This window comes from Klebsiella sp. 141251 (assembly GCF_050600725.1).
Lineage (GTDB): Bacteria > Pseudomonadota > Gammaproteobacteria > Enterobacterales > Enterobacteriaceae > Klebsiella > Klebsiella aerogenes.
In genome coordinates this window covers 749,802-768,516 of the sequence record NZ_JAQIRG010000001.1, presented here as the reverse complement: position 1 = coordinate 768,516, position 18,715 = coordinate 749,802, and the positions used below count along the sequence as shown (strand labels likewise).

The following is an 18,715-nucleotide window of genomic DNA, read 5'->3' as shown; positions in this document are numbered from 1 at the left end:
CGTTTTCGTACTGACCGCCGCAATACATTTTTGCGGATTATATGTATATGCACTTCTGGCGCACGAAAGGCACCTTACCGGGCATTATTGCCAACGTCAAGGCAGCCTCACCCCAGGAAATACGGGCCTTGTAGACGACCATGGCCCGATTTCGTTCAGTGCTAGGACAACATTTTTCGCAGAACTACTTCATTTACCTGATTAATTGTTCCGCTTTTGGCAGAATTTGTGCGCTGGATCGCGCGGTGAGATCGTAATTGTAAATATCTGTTCGATATTGTGTACGTCCATCAGCGCCAACAAAGGCAGTTAAATAATATAAATTAACCGGAATATTTTGCCGAATATTGACGTAGCGCGTATCCCCTTGTTTCAGCGCGTCGGAAATGCGTGAATCATTCCAGCCCGCATCCTGCAATAGCATATTCGCCAGTTCAGATGCTTTATTGACGCGAACGCAGCCCGAGCTCAACGCGCGAACATCTTTCTGGAACAGATTGTGGTTCGGCGTATCGTGGAGATAAATAGCATCCGAGCTTGGCATATTGAACTTATACCGCCCCAGCGAGTTGCGCGCGCCCGGCGCCTGCTGGAAACGGAACGGTAGATTCTTCTCGGTGATGGTAGACCAATCGACACCATACGGATCGATAGCTTCTTTGCTGTTCCAGCCGCGCATCAACGTATAACCATGCTGCTCCAGATAGCCTGGATTGTTGCGCACCTTCGGCAGGATATCTTTGCGCGCCAGCGTCGGCGGCACGTTCCACGGCGGGTTGACCACCACGTTGTTCAACGCGCTGCTCATCATCGGCGTTTTACGATCCGGACGACCGACAATGACCCGCGATGCCAGCACCTGACTGCCGTCCTGATAGTAGACCAGCGAGAACGCCGGAATATTGACCATGATACCGGTGGACAATTTACTCGGTAGCAAACGCAGACGCTGGATATTCAGCGCCAGCACCCCGGCACGCTGCGCCGAAGAGACGTTCAGCCAGTCGCGGGTAGACTGGCCGATGACGCCGTCAGCGCCCAGCCCCTGCCAGGCCTGAAAGCGTTTAACGCCCTCGACCAGTTGGCGATCGTACACGCCACGCGCGGCAGGTTTTGTTTTCGATTTCGGTTTCGCCGATGGGCTTACCACATCGCCCGGCAGGGCGATTTTCGCCGAATCATCCAGCATGCCGGTACGCTGCAGGATTTCACGCAGCGCGCCAATATCGTTGCTCCACTCTCCCGGACGTAGCGAGGCGTTGCTGGTCAGTTGCGGCCACGGACGGTTATCCGCCACCAGCGTCAGCAGCGCCTGATGCATTGCTTCATATTGTGAATGTTGCGGCGCCAGTCCGGCAATAAATTGCGTTAACGAACCGTTATCCAGCGCCAGCTGCCACTGATTGATGACCGAGAGCGGCGGCGTCGTCATTTTGTAAGGCGTTGAGCCGTACAGCCAACGGTTCCCCTGCATCGGAATACCGCTAATAAAATGCAGATATCCCATCATGGCGTCGGAGAGCACGACATCGCGGGCCAGGCCGCTGACTGACGGGTCAGTCAGTAGGCTCACCCAGGTGGTGAACTGCGGCTGGAAGCCAGCGATAGCGACCTCCGCCAGCTGCTGCTGGAAGGCCTGTACCGCTTCGCGGTTCTCCCACATGGGTTTCATGTCGCGGGCAGCGTACAGCGCTACCAGCGGATTGATATAAACCGGATGATAACCAGACGGCAGTAAGCCCTCGATTTCAGCACGGCTTTTCGCCACCGCATCCGCCGCCAGCGGCTTCTCGCCGGCCATTTGCGCGACCGCAGCGGACTGGCCGTCGCTTTGGGCTAATGCCGACGACAGATCGCCCACCGTCGCGGAACTATCTGTGGGTATAACTTCAGGCTCTGCGGCCTGGACATTGAACAGCGGAGCAAATGCAAAAGCCAGGCTCAGGCTCAGGCTGAGCACCGACAATTGTCGACCATACCGTTTCTTTAGCAACATCCCTTGCCCCCTGTTAACACATTGCTGCCCGCCTAATGGGGCTTATTCTCAGTATATAAAGGCGAAAACGCTTTTGCCTTACCAAATGTAAAGAAGTTTAAAGACTATACCTTGTTAGCGTACTGTACAGAAAAACAAAAAGGGCGACAAATTGTCACCCTTTTTCCTATTAATCGGCACCCTTTCAGGAGGCGTCAGCGGTTCCAGGCAGCGCTTCCGGCACCGGCGCGGCAAAACCGCGCAGGCCGACAACGTGTACGTGTTCGTGATTATTAAACACTTTACGCACCAGTTTATAAGTTGTGCCTTTTTCCGGGCTGATATTTTCAGGCGCCGCGATAATCAACTGCATCTCCAGACGTTCGCACAGTTCGAACAGCGTGGCGATAGAGCGAGCATCAAGACGCGCTGCTTCATCGAGGAACAGCAGACGGCAAGGCGAGATATCCTTACCGCGCAGACGACGGGATTCATCTTCCCAGCTCTGCACCACCATCACCAGAATCGACATCCCGGTACCGATCGCTTCACCGGTTGACAGCGCGCCGGACTCCGCGCGCAGCCAGCCGTCGGAACCACGGTTAACTTCCACTTCCATCTCCAGATAGTTGCGGTAGTCGAGCAGCTCCTCGCCGATGGTTTGCGGCGTACGTTGCCCCATATCAATCTGCGGATTCAGGCGCTGATAAAGTTTCGCTAGCGCTTCCGAGAAGGTCAGGCGATTACTGTTAAACAGATCCTGATGCTGCTCATGCTGTTCGGAGAGGACATCAAGCAGCGTCGAGTGGGTTTCACGCACGTTGACGTTCAGACGCACGCTGTTGACCTGACCAAACGATACGCTCTGCAGCCCCTGGTTGAGCATGCGAATACGGTTCTGCTCACGCTGAATGGTCTTGCGAATGATATTCGCCACGCTGCGTGAGCTGATCGCCAGCTTCTGTTCGCGGTTGGTCAGCTCTTCGGTCAGACGGCTGAGTTCGATTTCCATCTGCTCGATCGCTTCTACCGGATCATCGGTGCGAATAATATCCTGGCGGATACGCTCGCGCAGATGCTGATAAACGGCAACGAAGAACTGAATTTTGCGCTCCGGACGTTTCGGATCTTCCGAAATACGCAGGACGTCGCGCAGGTGCTCGTTATCAGCGACCGCCAGACGCAGCGCACCCAGCGCCTTATCCGACATCGAACGCAGTTCGTCGGCGGAGAGATAGGCCAGCTCGCGGCGGTGCAGACGACGTTCCACGCCGTTGTCTTTCACCAGACGCATCACCGCGCACCAGCCCGCTTTAGCGCTCACCACCTGCTCGCGCATTTCGCAGTAATCGCGCTCCAGCTTGCGCAGCTTGCGGGTCAGGTTGTCCATCTCCGCTTCGCAGAAGGTCAACGCTTTTTCCAGCTGATTACGGCGGGAGCGGTTGTTGCTCAGCTGCATATGCAGCTCATCACGACGCGCGCGCGCGCGCTCTTCCGCGCCGGCATCGGCACGCACGCCGATATCCTGCAGCTCTTTATACAGATCGTTGAGCAGCTCTTTCTTGGTGTCATACGAACTTTTCAGCGACGCCAGCACCTGGTTGTACTGGTTCAACTGCGCAACGTGGCTACGCATCGCTTCGCGAGCGCGGCTACGCTCGGATTCAGCTTGTTGCAGGCGCTGGCGCAGCTTCTCGTTAAGATCGCTGTTGCCGCTGAGCATCTCCGCCGAGTCAGAGTAGCTGAAGTGGGCGCGGCGCTGCACGACTTCCGCCAGCGCGAAAGCCTGCTGGCGCGCATCGCGCTGGATTTGCTGCGAATAGGCGTAGTCTTCTTTCAGCTGTTCGAACTGTTCCGGATCGCTCTGCAGTACCGAGACAATCGGTTCCAGTTTCGCCAGCTGATTGCCATGCTGCTGGATAAAGCGCGCCGCTTCCTGCGCTTCATCCAGACGCTCCTGGATTTCATCTACGCGATCGGCCAGCGTCTCATCGGCCAGCAGATTCAGGCGCGGCAGCAGGCGGTTAAGCGCCGACACGCCCTCTTTCGCCTGCTCATACTGGACGCGGTTCTGCTGGTTATCGCTTTCATGCGCATTCAGCGCGCGCTCCAGTTCGCCGCGGCGGCTATTGAGTTTGCGGATCTCTTCTTCCGGATCGTCATCAAAGGCAACCGCCAGATGGCTACCGATGAAGCGGCTGAAGGCCTGATGCAGGCGCTGCGTTTTCTGCACGTCAAACGACAGCGTAGCAAAACGCTCGGAGAGGCTTTCACGCTCGGCGTGCAGCGTTTCGATGCGGTTTTCACGCGCGGCGCGGCCAAACAGCGGCAGCGTCGGGAAGCGCGAATAGCGCCACTGGCGGTCTGCAATTTTCACGACCACCGCTTTTTCCAGCTCATCGACGCTGAAAACGCTGTCATCGAAGGACTGCGGATCGCCTTCGATCAGATACAGGTCTTCCGGGCAATCTTCCAGCCCTTCGAGCTGCTCCGCCACCTGTGACAGATCCGGAACCACGATCGCATGGCGCGATGGGCCATACAGCGCGGAGAAGTACGGCGCATCTTCGAGGCTAACGTCGTCGTAGATTTCCGACAACAGCACGCCGCCAAAGCGCTCCGCCAGCGCGTTCAGACGCGGGTCTTCAGAACCGCCCGGCTGGCTGAGACGCTCGATTTCTTCGTCGATGGCGCGCTTACGGGCGCCGACTTCATCGCGCTCAACGATTGCTTCGCGCTCGCGCTCCAGCAGCTGCTGCAGGTACTCGGTAACGTCCTGGCTTGATTCAAACTGCTCGCCGCTCTGCTCGCACAGCTGGTTGAGGCTGTTTTGCGCCGCCAGCCAAATCGGCGCCCGGCGCATCAGCGTCTGGGTACGCGACTGCAGCTGCTCCAGCTCCTGACGCAGAGCCATGCGCTGTTCCTGAGCGTTAGAAACGCTGTCGGCTAACGAAGCGATACGCGCTTCCAGCTCCTGATGCAGCGTTTCCAAATCGTCGATATCGTAGCGTTTGCCCTGGCGCTTACAGAACTCGGCCAGCTGGCGCTCGGCGTCCTGTTGTTCACGCAGGCGCTGCTCCAGCTCGTTGAGACGGCTACGCAACCCATGAGCCTGCTCCGCCAGATGACGCTGGTTGACGCCATCGCGTAGTAATTCACGCGCCACATCCCAGGCTTCATTACGCGCCAGCGGGCCGTTGATCGCCGCAACCAGCTGATACGCTTGTTCAAACTGGCTGTGCGCGGTTTGCGCCACGCTCATTTTTTGTTCCAGCGACAGCATTTTTTCCGTCGCTTCCAGCTCTTTCGCCTGGAAAGTTTCCAGCCATTCATCGGCGCTATCGGCGGTTAAATCCGGCAGGTGGCACAGCGCGCGCGCGCGTTCCAGCGCCTGAAGCGCCTGATTGTACTGAATGGCGCGAGTCTGCTGCACGTCGAGCGCCTGCTGGTAATCGGCGAGCTGGCTTTTCAGCTCATCCACTTCCAGTTCGGCGGCCTCGGCGCGGGCTTCGTTCTCTTCCTGCTGGTCGGCGGCTTCCGCCACCACTTCATTTTGCTCTTCCAGACGAATCTGCAGTTCGTCGAGATCCGCCTCGTAGCGCTCGATTTTTTCCTGCTGACGCAGCGCGGTTTGTACCAGGTTCAGGTGATCGCTGGCGGCCTGATAATCAGCTTCTAGATCGCCTTCTGCGCCGTTGTGTTCCTGCAGCTCGCGCGCCATATCGACATGTTTGTACTGCTCTGCCGCCAGCTGCGAACGCGAGGTAAAGAGCTCGCGACGGTACTCCAGCGCTTTATCCAGATGGATTCGCCGCTCGTTGGCATGGCGCATGTAGTCCGCCGCCACGTAGTTGGTGGCTTCGCTGATAAGGTGCTTAAACAGATCGCGATCGGACTGAGTTACGCGAATCGCTTCCAGGGTCATACGGTTTTCACGCAGCGCCGCTTCCATATCCTGGAACGCCTTACGCACACCGCTGTTTTCCGGCAGCAGGTAATCGCGCAGGGAGCGGGTAATGGTGCTGGAGATCCCGCCGTACAGCGAGGCCTCAATCAGGCGGTAGTATTTGCTACGATCGGATGCTGAACGCAGACGACGGGCCACCACGCCCAAATCAAACATCAGCGAGTGATATTCGGTGATCGAGTTGAACTGTTTGAACTGCACCCCTTCCATCGCGTCGAGCTTGTCTTTCAGCTCGTTGAGGCTCACGACGCGCGCCTGGCGCTCGTTGAGCGTTTCGGTCAACAGTTGGGTCGGCTGGATCGAGGTTGGCAATCCCTGGATGGCAAATGGCTTAATATCGACTTTACGGTCGCGCCCGGCAACCTGCTGCAGACGTACGCCGACAACCACGCGCTGGTGGCGCGAGTTGATCACGTCGAGCACCGAGTAACAGACGCCGGCACGCAGTTTACCGTGCAGGCCTTTATCGCGCGAACCGCTGGTGGCGCCCGCTTCGGTGGTGTTACGGAAGTGCAGCAGGGTTAAATCGGGGATCAGCGCCGTGACGAAAGCCGCCATGGTTGTCGATTTACCGGCGCCGTTACCCCCGGAGAGCGTCGTTACCAGCTCATCAAGATCGAAGGTCCGGGCAAAAAAACCGTTCCAGTTAACCAGCGTCAGCGAGCGAAACTTACCGCGTTCAATCATTATTCTTCCTCCCCGCTATCCGGCTGATTCTCTTCATTCTCGTCATTGAGCTGCAGGTGATTCTCCAGCGCCATTGCTTCGCCATCGCGGATCATGCGCAGCTGCGCTTCGCGCGGATCGTCGCCGACGCGCACATCAGCGCCAAAGCGGAACACCGATTCGGTGATGCGGAATTTACTGCTGTCGTGGCCCATAAACCACACCATGCCGAGGCGACGCAGGCGGTTGAGAGACGCACGCATTTTCTCCTGCAGCTTCTGGCGGTCGAGGTCGGAGCCGGTGGAACGGTTGTTCACCAGCTTCAGCAATTTGCTTTCATCCGCCAGCGTCAGAAGCTCATCGTAGAGCTCCTGCTGGGTGAAGATGCCTTCATTAGCCAGACGTTCGGGGCTGAGGTAGAGGTAGCAAAGAATTTTGCCGACCATCATATCCAGCTCTGATAATACCGAGCGCGGAATCAACGTCGTAGAGCGCGGGCGCAGGTAGAAGAACCCCTCCGGCGCGCGGATCAGCTCAACGTTGTAGCGCGCATAAAACTCTTCCAGGTAATCCTGAAAATCCATCAAAAATGCGTGATTATCCAGCTCATCCAGGCCAATGTGACGACCTGCGCGCAGGGCGCTATCCAGCGCCGGAAATAACGGATTGGCCAACGCCTGCGCCAGCTTAGCTGGCATCACTTGTTCAATATTTGTCAATGACATGCGCCTGTACCTTGGCTCCGTAATCATTAATCGGCTGCCATTTTGCCGGCAGTCCGGTGAAATCTGCCTGGGCGACGCCCAGCTGTACCGCCTGGTCAACGACGATTCGCGCGACGTCAAAATGGCGCGCACGCGGATATTGCGCCAGGAACTCTCGCGCCACCAGGCCGAGATCCAGCGGCATACCTTTCTCTTTGTAGACCGCCAGCTGCGCTTCAATCAGCGCGGCCAGCTGCTCGCGAATTTCGTTGAACTCTTCGAATTCGAGGTCTGCCGGCAGCTCGCCGGTGACTTCTTCATCGCGCAACGCCATCTCTTCATCGCGCATATCCAGCAAACGGTCGGCGCTAGCGTAGGTCAGCGCCCACGGAGCATCGAAGTAGGTCTGCACCGACTGACGCAAACGCTGGGCGAAAACGCGGTTTTTATCCATATCGATGGCGGTACGGATAAATTTATGTACGTGACGATCGTAACCGATCCACAGGTCGATAGCCTGTTGGCCCCAGCTGACGATACGGTCGAGCTTGCTTTGCAGGTCGAACACCAGACGGTCGACAAAGTGCAGATCGTCGCGCGCGATGGTAGCGTCCTGGATACGCAGCAGGTTGGCCTGCAGCTTATCGCCCGCCGCATCCAGGGTATCCTGCAATTCGCGCAGGGTGCCGGAGGTTTCGGACAGCAGCAGTTCGCAGCTAGAAATCGCCGCGCGCCAGTCTTTGTTCAGCAGTTGGGCGATATCGTCTTTCACCTGCTGCTGCTGCTCATCCATGATGCGTTGAGTCAGATCGATACTATCGAAGATTTCCGCCACCGAATATTTCAGCGGCGCAAAAACGTTGCGATGCCAGTGGAATTCATCGCCACCCTCATCCGCGGAATCTGCAGCCCGCTTCAGTTCGCCGGCCACAATCGACAGCTGCATCGACAAACGCAGGGTGGAAAATTCACGCTGGCGAATGTAGTAATCGGTAATGCCGATACCTAACGGCGTCAGGCGATAGATAGCATTCCCTTCCGTTATTTCGCTGGTAAAGCGGTTCAGCAGACGCTGGCGCACCATATCGTTGATGGCGTTATTGGCGCGCTGGCTGATGGTTTCGCTGGTCTGCTCAAACGCATCACTAACGTGGCGGAACGCGTCCACCAGTTCTCCCTCGGTCATTTCCCCTTCCAGCCGCTCGCCGTTCAGCGTGGCGACAGCCAGCAGAAAAGAGAGTCTGTCGACCGGCAGCGAGATGGAAAAATCATTTTTCCTGGCCCAGGCAACCAGTTCGGGGACTGTCTGGGAAAATTCACTCATAGTTTATCCTTGCATCTGCGGCTGTGCGCCTGGATCTTTCTTAAGCGCAGTGACATGAATATAGCGGCCCAGGCTGATATACGGCTCCTGGCGACAGTAGCGCGTTTCCAGCTCCAGCAGCACCGCAAAACTGTCATGCTGTTTACGTTTCTCACGCAGATAATCATGAAACACCCGCACGCCGGTTTTACCGGTTATCTGCCAACCGAGATCTTCCAGCCAGCCGTAAACCTGCTGCGGATCGCGCGGATAATCCGGCGACAGCGTGCGTTTTTTCTTTTTCGGCATGCCGATTTGTACGTAGTCGAAGTTTCCGGCGACCATATTGTGCATCAGCAGGCCGTTAGCATTGTAGAACATTAACGACAGCGCGCCGCCCGGGCGCAACACCGACCACAGCGTGCGCAACATTTCCTGCGGTTCCGCGACCCACTCAAGCACCGCATGAAACAGTATCAGATCGACGGGGCTTTCCAAATGCTGAGCAATATCCTGCGCCGCGCATTGTACAAAATGCATGTTGTCGATCACACCTTTATCGCGGGCCGCCTGCTGAGCGCGAGCCACCATTTCGGCGGAAAGATCGCATAGCGTGACGTGATGGCCTAATTCCGCGACGCGGATCGCCGTTTGCCCTTCGCCGCCGCCGGCATCAAGCACCCGCAACGGTCCTGGCCCCATCTGCTTAAGCAGCGGTTCCAGATCCTGCCAAAGGATCGCCTGACGCAGTTGGCCCTTGGTGGTGCCATAAATATTGCGCGAAAACTTTTCAGCGATGTCATCAAAATTGCGATCCTGCACGGACGACTCCACAAGCCAACACAAAACCGCTATTTTGTCATACCCACGGCGATAATGAAGCGATCTGTTATAAGATCCACGCAGAACTTTGCTTATATGGTTAAAAAAGGAACCATCCGGGATGCTTTTTACGCTGAAAAAGGTTTTTGGCGGTATGCTGTTGCCGCTTCCTCTGCTGTTATTGCTGATGGCGGTCGGCATCGCCCTGCTGTGGCGCAGCCGTTTTCAAAAAACCGGCAAGACGGTGGTCACTTTAAGCTGGCTGTTGCTGGCGCTATTAAGCCTGCAGCCGGTGGCTGATGGGTTATTAAAACCGATAGAAAAAAGCTACCCGACCTGGCGCGGCGGCAAATCCGTTGAGTATGTCGTGGTGCTGGGCGGCGGCTATACCTGGAACCCGCAGTGGGCACCGAGCTCCAACCTGATCAACAACAGTCTGCCGCGGCTGGCAGAAGGGATCCGCCTGTGGCGAGAAAACCCTGGCGCGAAAATGATTTTTACCGGCGCGGCGGCCAAAACCAATCCGGTCAGCACCGCCGAGGCGGGGGCACGCGTCGCCGAGAGCCTCGGCGTACCGCGCAGCGCCATTATCGTCCTTGACCGACCAAAAGATACCGAACAAGAAGCGGCTGAAGTGAAAAAAACCATCGGCGGCGCGCCATTCCTGCTGGTGACCTCAGCCTCGCACTTGCCGCGAGCGATGATATTTTTCCGCCATGCAGGGCTAAATCCGTTACCGGCACCAGCCAACCAGCTGGCGGTAGAGTCGGCGCTTAACCCTTGGGAACGCGCGCTGCCGTCACCGTATTGGCTGATGCACAGCGAACGCGCGATTTACGAGACTCTGGGGCGGGGCTGGCAGTGGCTAAAGGGAGCGTCAGGCGATCCAGGGCAGGATTGATTTCGCGGCAAATGAGAAACGGGCGCGATCGAAGCGCCCGGTATTTACCAGGCTTTCGACTTCATCCCATAACTGATATAACCAGCGCCGCCAGACGAAAGACTCCGCGACCGGCGCCCGCTGCAAATAACGCCATAGCAGCTGCTCCCCTAACCCGCCGTCGGCGAGGCGGAACAATTCATACTCGCGCGGCGCCCACAGCATCATCCCCGGCCCGACCATCGCCAACAGCTGATCGGTGCGCGCGTCTTTGAGCATGCTACGTAGCGTAAAGCAGCCATGGACCAGCACGCAGTTGTCGTTGAAATCACTAAACAATTGCGGCAGGCTTTCACGACTGCGGAATAAAATGCGCTTATCCTGCATTGTCAGCCCGGTGTCATGATAGAGGTTAAGCGTGCTCCACAGCATTTCTACCCGCTGGCGATACCAGTGCGGCCAGACGTTTTCCTGGGTGCTATCGACCATTCCCACACAGCCGCCGCTGTCGTGGCGGTGCCATGCCAGTAATCCTTCGACAATCTGATCCTGCAGTTGCTCCCACCGCTCGGGCGTGCGCGCCGGCGCTTCTACTGAAACGCCGCGTAACCGTTCAATCAGCAATACGTCAGGCCCTGGATGCTCTTCATGTGTCATGACGCCATACACCACCGGCAGACGAACGGTGCCGCTACGGGCAAGCATTGAGATTTTCCACGCCAGCTGGCGCGCCACGCCCGGCGTAGTGAAGCTTTTCGCCAACAGCGGCATCGGGTTTCCCTGCGCATCATACAGCGACCACAGCGCTGACGAGGGTTTCTCGCTAACGCATTCCACGCGGCTTAGCTTCTCGCCAAGCAGGTGGCTCAGTTCGGCTCGCAACTGTTCCATCATAGATACCCTCATGAAGACTACTGTTTTCATAATGAGCGTCTGGGGGCGACTTGTCAGCGGATAAGATCAAAAATGGGCTAATTAGCGGCAGAAATATGTCCCCTCCAGGCGAAGGGGACGGCAAGAATTAACGCAGTTCGGCGCGGACGCGTTCCAGATCTTCCGGGGTATCCACGCCAGTGCCAGGAACCACTTCCGCCACCGCAACGTGAATTTTTTCGCCATACCACAATACGCGCAGCTGTTCGAGCATCTCAATTTGTTCGAGCGGGCTTGGCGCCCAGCTGACGTAGCGGCGAATAAAACCAGCGCGGTAGCCGTAAATACCAATATGGCGCAGCAGGGAATCGCCAATTTGCTCACGCGATTTTGCAAAGCGATCGCGATCCCACGGAATCGTCGCTCGTGAGAAATAGAGCGCGTAGCCGTCGGCATCCATGACCACTTTGACCGCATTCGGGTTAAACGCTTCTTCGGCATCGTGGATAGGCACCGCCAGCGTTGCCATCCCGCTGGTGCTGGCCGCGAGGTTTTCCGCCACCTGGCGCACGATCGCCGACGGGATCATCGGTTCATCACCCTGAATATTGACGATGATGGTGTCATCGCTGAAAGCGCATTTTTCAACGACTTCCGCCAGACGCTCGGTGCCGGATTGATGGTCAGCGCGGGTCATGCAAACCTCGCCGCCCGCGGCTTCAACCGCACGCGCGACATCTTCATGATCGGTGGCGACGATAATGCGATCCGCGCCAGATTCGCGGGCGCGCTCCAGCACGTGGACGATCATCGGTTTACCGTTGATATCCTGCAGAGGTTTCCCCGGCAGACGCGTGGAGGCAAATCGGGCAGGGATAATGACGACGAAACTCATGGCTGGCTCTCTTCTACCGCGAGTGAGCGCGCTTCGTTTTCAAGTAGTACCGGGATCCCTTCGCGCAGCGGGAAGGCCAGACTGTCGGCTTTGCAGATAAGCTCTTGCTTATCCTGACTGTAATACAGCTTACCGTTACAAACCGGGCAGGCGATAATTTCAAGTAAACGGTGATCCATGATTCCTCCTGATGGACCGAATAGATTTATCAGCAGCATATCACAGGATGGTAGCCGGCGTATCACGCGGCTTCAACGCCCCAACCTTGCCGCTGGTTAGCAAATAGCGTCGCGGGTAGCTGGCGCAGCACAACCTCTTCTGCACCTTGCCAGCGCGCAAAATCGTTAATTGCCCGCTGGAGTCCGCTTTCCAGCCCGGCGGTCACTTTCACGCCCTCTTCCAGCCACAGCGAAAAGATCTCAAGCATGCCGTCCTTTCGGTGCAACTTGCTGTCCATCCTGCCAACCAGTTTTCCCTGATGCAGCAACGGTAGCACAAAGTAGCCGTATTGCCGTTTCGGCGCAGGGGTATAACATTCCAGTCGATAGCTGAAGTTGAATAACTGCTCGGCCCGTTTACGGTCCCACACTACCGGGTCAAACGGCGAGAGCACGGCGCTGTGGCTGGCGGTTAACTTACCGCCGGGTGCCGATTCCAGCGCCGCTTGCAGATCGCGATGCAGCCACATTTCCCCCAGTTCTTCAACCATAACCGGCACCACCAGCCCCTCATCCTGCCAGCCCTTCAGCAGCGCCGGTAATGCTGGCTGGCGTAGACGATAATAATCGGCCAGCCACTGCGGACGAAAAACGCCCAGGCTGCGCGCGCTGTTACGCAGCATAATAGACTCGGCCTCCTGGCGGGAGAGCGCGTCGCGCTCGTCATCCCAGTGCGGCATCGCCCGATGGGTTAAATCATAGACGCGATGAAAGTTACGCCGCTCAACGACCATCAGTTTGCCGGCGGTGAACAACCCTTCAAGATGACGTTTATGCGGTTTCCATTCCCACCAGCCGCTGGCTCCTTTACGCGGATGGGAGAAATCCGCTGAGCGAACCGGGCCATTTTGCGCGATATGCGCCAGCAACTCTTCTATGCTGGCGGCGTGTTCGTGCATCCACTCTTTATGGTATTTCCAACCCATCTTGTCAGGATTCAACATCCGGTGGCGCACGAGGGCGAAATCGCTACGCGGCAAAAAACAGGCCTCATGCGCCCAGTATTCCATCAGCTCGCCGCTACGCAGAGAATCATCCAACCAGTGCTGAGGATAACTGCCAAGACGACTAAACAGCACCAGATAAGGGCTACGGGCGACCACGTTGATCGTATCGATTTGCAGCAGCGACATCTGCTGAATAGTGGAAAGGATGTCATTCTGGCGAGCGCGACGCCGGGGCTTTTTCAGTAGCCCTTGCGCCGCGAGATGAAGATGGCGAGCCTCTTTTAGCGACAGTTGCAATACCGACATGCAGGTTCTCCGTAGGGGATTCAAGCACAGCGGCGAGCAAAACCAGCACGCAGGTTAACGTTGCGCCAGCGTCACTAAGTCCGCGAGCAACCGCTGTGCGCGTTCATCGGTCATTATGGCGTCAACCGGTAGATACCACCAGTTAGCGGCGGCAAATTCACGGCATTTAACCGCGTCCTTTTCGGTCATTAGCAGCGTCTGCTCCGAGCTTGCCAGTACAGCGACCGCGCTTTGACTAAGTGCCTGATGATCCGCCAGCGCCACGGTTTTCACCGGATGCACGCCGCAGCTTTCAAGCGTCGCGAAAAAGCGCGGCGGATGGCCAATGCCGGCCATCGCCACTACGTTGTCGAGGGTCGCAACATCGCGACGCTCGCCGGTAAGCAGGTTCACCGCCATGCCGGGACGCAACTGCATCGGGATTTCCCCCGGACGCGCGACGCCGCCGTTGACGATAACGGCATCGACGCTTTGCAAACGGGATGCGCGCTCGCGCATCGGACCGGCCGGCAACCACCAACCATTGCCAAAGCGGCGTACGCCGTCAATCACAACGATTTCTCTATCCCGCGCCAGCTTATAATGCTGAAGACCATCATCGGTGACGATAATTTGTAAATCGTGAGCGGCTAATAAGGCTTTTACCGCCTCGCTACGCAGTGGCGCAACCGCCACCGGCGCGCCGGTACGCTGATGAATTAACACCGGTTCATCGCCCGCCTGCGCTGTACTGGTGGCATTATCCAGCAGCAGCGGATAGCGGTCGGCTTTGCCGCCGTAGCCGCGAGATACCACGCCGACGCGTATGCCCCGCTGCTGCAGTTGTTCCACCAGCCAAACCACCACCGGCGTTTTACCGTTGCCGCCGGCGGTCAGATTACCGACCACGACCACCGGCACCGGCGCGCGCCAGGCTTTTTTCCACCCCAGTTTATAGCTGAGGCGGATAAAAGCGCTCACCAGGCCATACAGCCAGGAAAGCGGCAGCAATAGCCGCCATAGCGGCGATTCGCCGGACCAGATGCGCGCTATCATTGACCGAATTGCATCTTGTGTAACTGCGCGTAAACGCCTTTATGTTCCAGCAGATCCAGATGGCTGCCGCGTTCAACGATACGACCATCTTCTACCACCACGATTTCGTCAGCCTGTTCGATAGTCGACAGACGGTGGGCGATAACCAGCGAGGTGCGGTTTTTCTGCAGTTCATCCAGCGCCGCTTGAATTGCGCGTTCCGACTCGGTATCCAGCGCCGAGGTGGCTTCATCGAGGATCAGGATAGGGCTATTGCGCAGCAGCGCACGCGCAATAGCGATACGCTGACGTTGACCACCGGAGAGCATCACGCCATTCTCGCCGATAATCGTATCCAGTCCATTATCCATCTTGTTGATAAAGTCCATCGCATAGGCCATACGCGCCGCTTCTTCAATTTGCTCGCGGGTGTACTCTTCGGTACGCGCATAGGCGATGTTATTGGCGACGGTATCATTGAACAGATGCACGTTCTGCGAAACCAGCGCCACCTGATCGCGCAGGGAGCTCAGTTTGTACTCGCGTAAATCGTGGCCATCCAGCAGAATCTGCCCCTCGTCAACGTCGTAGAACCGGGTAATCAGGCTGGCGATGGTGGATTTACCTGAGCCTGAACGCCCTACCAGCGCAACGGTTTTCCCTTCCGGGATGCTCAGATTGATGTTACGCAGCGCGGCAACTTCGCGGCCAGGATAGCTAAAGGTGACGTTGTGGAACTCCAGGTTACCTTTGGCGCGCTCAATCACGCGAGTGCCTTCATCTTTCTCCTGCTCGGAATCCAGAATGGAGAAAAGCGTCTGACATGCGGCCATACCGCGCTGGAACTGCGCGTTGACGTTAGTCAGGGATTTCAGCGGGCGCATCAGCGCGATCATCGAAGAAAAGACCACGGTAATAGTACCGGCGGTCAGCGTTTCCATGACGCTTGGGAAGCTCGCCGCGTAGAGCACAAAGGCCAGCGCCAGAGAGGCAATCAGCTGAATGACCGGGTCGGAGATGGAGGACGCGGAGACCATTTTCATGCCCTGCAGGCGCATCTTATTACTGACCTTGTCAAAACGCTTGGTTTCAACCGCCTGACCGCCGAACATCAGCACTTCTTTATGCCCTTTGAGCATCTGTTCCGCGCTGGTGGTCACCTGCCCCATGGTGTTCTGCATATTCTTACTGATATTACGAAAACGCTTTGAAACCACCCGAATCGCCACAGAGACGATAGGCGCAAGCACGATAAGAATTAGCGACAATTGCCAGCTGTAATAGAACATCATGGCGAACAGGCCGATAATTGAGGCCCCTTCACGCACTACGGTTATCAACGCGCTGGAGGAAGATGAAGCGACCTGTTCGGAGTCGTAGGTGATACGCGACAGCAATGTCCCGGTGGACTGTTTGTCGAAGAAAGCGACAGGCATGCCCATCATATGACCGAACAGGCGGCGACGCATGGTCATCACCACTTTGCCGGAAACCCAGGAGATACAGTAGCTCGAGATATAGCTACTGATGCCACGCAGCACCATCAAACCGATCACCACCAGCGGCATCCATAACAGCACTGAGCGATCCGTTTTACCAAAACCATCATCCAATAACGGTTTAAGAAGCGATAACATGAAGGTATCACTTGCCGCGTTAAGCACCAACGCCACGGCCGCTACGATTAGCCCGGCTTTAAACGGCGCTATCATCGGCCAAAGTCGGCGGAAGGTCTGCCACGTGGAGAGATCTTTATCGTTCTGCATTCAATAAACCAGCTTATGTTGAAATAGCCGCATATTCTACCCGTTCTGCGCGTCCCCGCCAAACCACTGATGATACCAACGCGGTAAAAGTTGATCTCGTAAGCTATGGATTTGCCAACCTTCTGGAGAAAAAATAATCGTTATTTGCCCCGAGTGCGGCGTATCAAACCACCGATATCCCTGCTCACGATAGCGCTGCGCGACTTTTTGGGAAGGCATCTTCCATGCATTGTATCGCGCTGCCGAGGCGATAGCCGCCTCTCCCCCTACCCGCTGCAACAATGTCACGCCGGATGAAGTGTTGCTGCCGTGGTGCGGAACCTGAATAAGTGTAGACATAAGATGCTGCCAGTAATGGCTTATCATCTGCTGTTCGGCCGGGATTTCGATATCGCCGGTAAGTAAAACGCTACGCTTGCCGTCATCGACCCTAACCACACAGGAACCATTGTTCCCTTTATGCTCACCCGCAGGCAATGGCCAAAGCGCCTGAAATCGGAGCCCTCGCCAGCGCCAGGTTTCCCCTCTGCGACAGGGTAGATGCCCGCGCGCTTTAAGCGGACTACGAATAACGAGATTGGGCCACGCCTGAATAATCGCATTCAGGCCACCGCGATGATCAAGATGTTCGTGGCTCAATATTATGCCTTCCGGATGAAGACCGCGCCAGCGTAGCCAGGGTACGATAAGCCGCTCACCGCTATCGCCTCCCGGCCAGGCTGGGCCGGTATCGTACAAAATTGCCGCGCCCTGACGCTCGATGACCACCGCCAGCCCTTGTCCGACATCCAGCATCGTCACCCGCCACTCGCCCGGTGAGGCGGCGCGCCAGAAAGGCCAACTGAGTAGCGCCACGCCGCTAATACAGAGTAACGGCATCTGACGCCAGGCCTGAAAACGCCATACCAGAAGCGCCAGCCACGGCAGTAAACTGACCGCCAGCCAGCGTTCGTCAAGCGATACCCATCCCGCAGGCAAATGGCGTAAGAACCAGAATAAGATTGCCAGCAACCGATCGGCGAGTTGCCATAACGCCATTTCAAGCAATGCCGGACCGCTGAGATGCAGTAGCATGGCCGCTAAAATCAGCGGGACTATTAGAAATGTCACCAGCGGAACGGCAATCAGGTTCGCTATCAGTGATGTCAGACTAATACCATGGAACAGGGCTATCTGCAGCGGCGCCAATAATAGCATCAGGCCACACTGCAGGTGGCTCAGCGCCAGCAGGTGCCGCCACGGTGAATGACAGCGGTAAGGGCGAAGCGGCGCAAGCTGATACCAGAAAATCAACGCAGCAACCGCAAAGACCGATAACCACAGGCTTTCTGAAATTATCGCCAGTGGATCGGCCAGCAGTATTGCCGCAATACAACAGCAAAATATTTGCCAGGGCGACCAGCGCCTGGCCTGTAGCCGCAACAGACATCCTGCGGTTAAGGCCGCACAGGTACGTAGCGCCGGGGGTTGCATGCCGGTAAGCCAGGCGTAAAACAGCGCGCAACCTAACCCGGCAAGCAGCGGTATTCGCCAGCCTATCCAGCGGCACGGAAGAAAGAACTGTATTCCGCGAACCAGCAACCAGCCAAGTGACGCCCCCAGCGCAATATGCAGGCCGGAGATAGCCATTAAATGAGATGTCCCCGTCTCCTGCATTAACCTTTTTATCTCATCCGCAACCGCAAGGCGCTCCCCCATTCCCAGCCCCAGCATCACCGTTCTCCACGGATAATCTGCGAGTGATCGGTTCAACGAGGCCAGATAGCGAGCCCGGGAACTACAACGTGAATCAAGCGATGAGGCATTCAGAAAACGTCCGCTAAGCGGACGATGTTGAGCAAGGGCGTAGCGCTGGCTATCGAAGCCGCCCTCATTTAACTGCCCATGTACCGGACGAGCGCGGATGGTCATCAGCCAGCGCTGCCCAACGCAGCCTGCTGCAGGCAGTTCGCCGCCGTAGAGGGTGATCCCAACCGCGGGATATAAACGCCGCCCCTCAAGACGGATTATCTTACCTTGCCAGCTCGTCAGGCCATCACCGCCTACCAGCTCAATAACGGCCTGCCGGTTGCGGCCGGGAATGTGCTCAGTGGGCCACAGCGCCTGCCGGGCATGTAATATTCCCCACACGAGAAATAGCAACGTCAATGCGGCATACGTTGTGTAAGGTTTGCGCAGCGTTGCCATGATTATCGCAACGCCAATAAGACACCAAACGCTTAGCATATTCGGTAGTGCCGGTAGCCAAAGCAGCGGCGAAATTCCGATTATGGCGCAGCCTGCCAGATGTGGTAATCGCATAACACCTCCCTGTTATCGGGGAGTGTCAGACAATTCGCCGCCGCGATCATGTTGAAAAGAATGGCATTGCGTCGCGCT

The 18,715-nt window shown here is 56.9% G+C and carries 12 protein-coding genes and 1 pseudogene; 1 reads left to right on the top strand and 12 read right to left on the bottom strand.

Features of this window, described 5'->3' with window-relative positions:
* Positions 1-193: 193 nt before the first annotated feature.
* The 5 genes and pseudogenes from ldtD to cmoM all read right to left on the bottom strand — a co-directional run bounded on the left by ldtD (position 194) and on the right by cmoM (position 9,437).
* Positions 194-1,996: a L,D-transpeptidase gene (ldtD, locus tag PGR09_RS03640; protein ID WP_348876210.1), complete on the bottom strand. Its 1,803-nt coding sequence runs from the start codon at positions 1,994-1,996 to the stop codon at positions 194-196.
* A 184-nt stretch (positions 1,997-2,180) separates the two neighbouring features.
* Positions 2,181-6,629 (bottom strand): chromosome partition protein MukB, encoded by a 4,449-nt coding sequence (mukB, locus tag PGR09_RS03635; protein ID WP_047045610.1) that lies wholly within the window; start codon positions 6,627-6,629, stop codon positions 2,181-2,183.
* Positions 6,629-7,333, bottom strand: coding sequence for a chromosome partition protein MukE (gene mukE, locus PGR09_RS03630; protein WP_015367459.1), 705 nt, complete (start codon positions 7,331-7,333; stop codon positions 6,629-6,631). Before mukE ends, mukB begins: the two co-directional genes overlap by 1 nt.
* Positions 7,314-8,636, bottom strand: a complete 1,323-nt coding sequence (gene mukF, locus PGR09_RS03625) for a chromosome partition protein MukF (protein WP_015367460.1) — start codon at positions 8,634-8,636, stop codon at positions 7,314-7,316. The genes mukE and mukF overlap by 20 nt, the downstream gene beginning before the upstream one ends.
* Positions 8,633-9,437 (bottom strand): annotated as a pseudogene (cmoM, locus tag PGR09_RS03620) (tRNA uridine 5-oxyacetic acid(34) methyltransferase CmoM). Before cmoM ends, mukF begins: the two are co-directional and overlap by 4 nt.
* Before the next feature lie 121 nt (positions 9,438-9,558).
* Here cmoM and elyC point away from each other — a divergent pair.
* Positions 9,559-10,338, top strand: a complete 780-nt coding sequence (gene elyC, locus PGR09_RS03615; protein WP_047077864.1) for an envelope biogenesis factor ElyC — start codon at positions 9,559-9,561, stop codon at positions 10,336-10,338.
* On the opposite strand, the gene PGR09_RS03610 is transcribed toward elyC, so the two are convergent.
* The 7 genes from PGR09_RS03610 to PGR09_RS03580 all read right to left on the bottom strand — a co-directional run bounded on the left by PGR09_RS03610 (position 10,315) and on the right by PGR09_RS03580 (position 18,637).
* Entirely contained in the window at positions 10,315-11,208 is an 894-nt protein-coding gene (locus PGR09_RS03610; RefSeq protein ID WP_047077871.1) for a YcbJ family phosphotransferase, read from the bottom strand. The genes elyC and PGR09_RS03610 overlap by 24 nt on opposite strands.
* Positions 11,209-11,338: 130 nt before the next feature.
* On the bottom strand, positions 11,339-12,085 hold the full coding sequence (kdsB, locus tag PGR09_RS03605; RefSeq protein WP_045395726.1) for a 3-deoxy-manno-octulosonate cytidylyltransferase: 747 nt from the start codon (positions 12,083-12,085) through the stop codon (positions 11,339-11,341).
* Positions 12,082-12,264 (bottom strand): protein YcaR, encoded by a 183-nt coding sequence (gene ycaR, locus PGR09_RS03600; RefSeq protein WP_042892909.1) that lies wholly within the window; start codon positions 12,262-12,264, stop codon positions 12,082-12,084. Before ycaR ends, kdsB begins: the two co-directional genes overlap by 4 nt.
* A gap of 62 nt (positions 12,265-12,326) precedes the next feature.
* On the bottom strand, positions 12,327-13,556 hold the full coding sequence (locus PGR09_RS03595) for a winged helix-turn-helix domain-containing protein (RefSeq protein ID WP_430915797.1): 1,230 nt from the start codon (positions 13,554-13,556) through the stop codon (positions 12,327-12,329).
* 54 nt (positions 13,557-13,610) lie between these two features.
* A complete protein-coding gene (gene lpxK, locus PGR09_RS03590; protein ID WP_430915796.1) occupies positions 13,611-14,591 on the bottom strand; it encodes a tetraacyldisaccharide 4'-kinase in 981 nt (326 codons plus the stop codon).
* Positions 14,588-16,336, bottom strand: coding sequence for a lipid A ABC transporter ATP-binding protein/permease MsbA (msbA, locus tag PGR09_RS03585; RefSeq protein WP_032707692.1), 1,749 nt, complete (start codon positions 16,334-16,336; stop codon positions 14,588-14,590). Before msbA ends, lpxK begins: the two co-directional genes overlap by 4 nt.
* 36 nt (positions 16,337-16,372) lie before the next feature.
* Complete coding sequence (locus PGR09_RS03580; protein WP_430915795.1) at positions 16,373-18,637, bottom strand: ComEC family protein; 2,265 nt, start codon at positions 18,635-18,637, stop codon at positions 16,373-16,375.
* Positions 18,638-18,715: the final 78 nt, after the last annotated feature.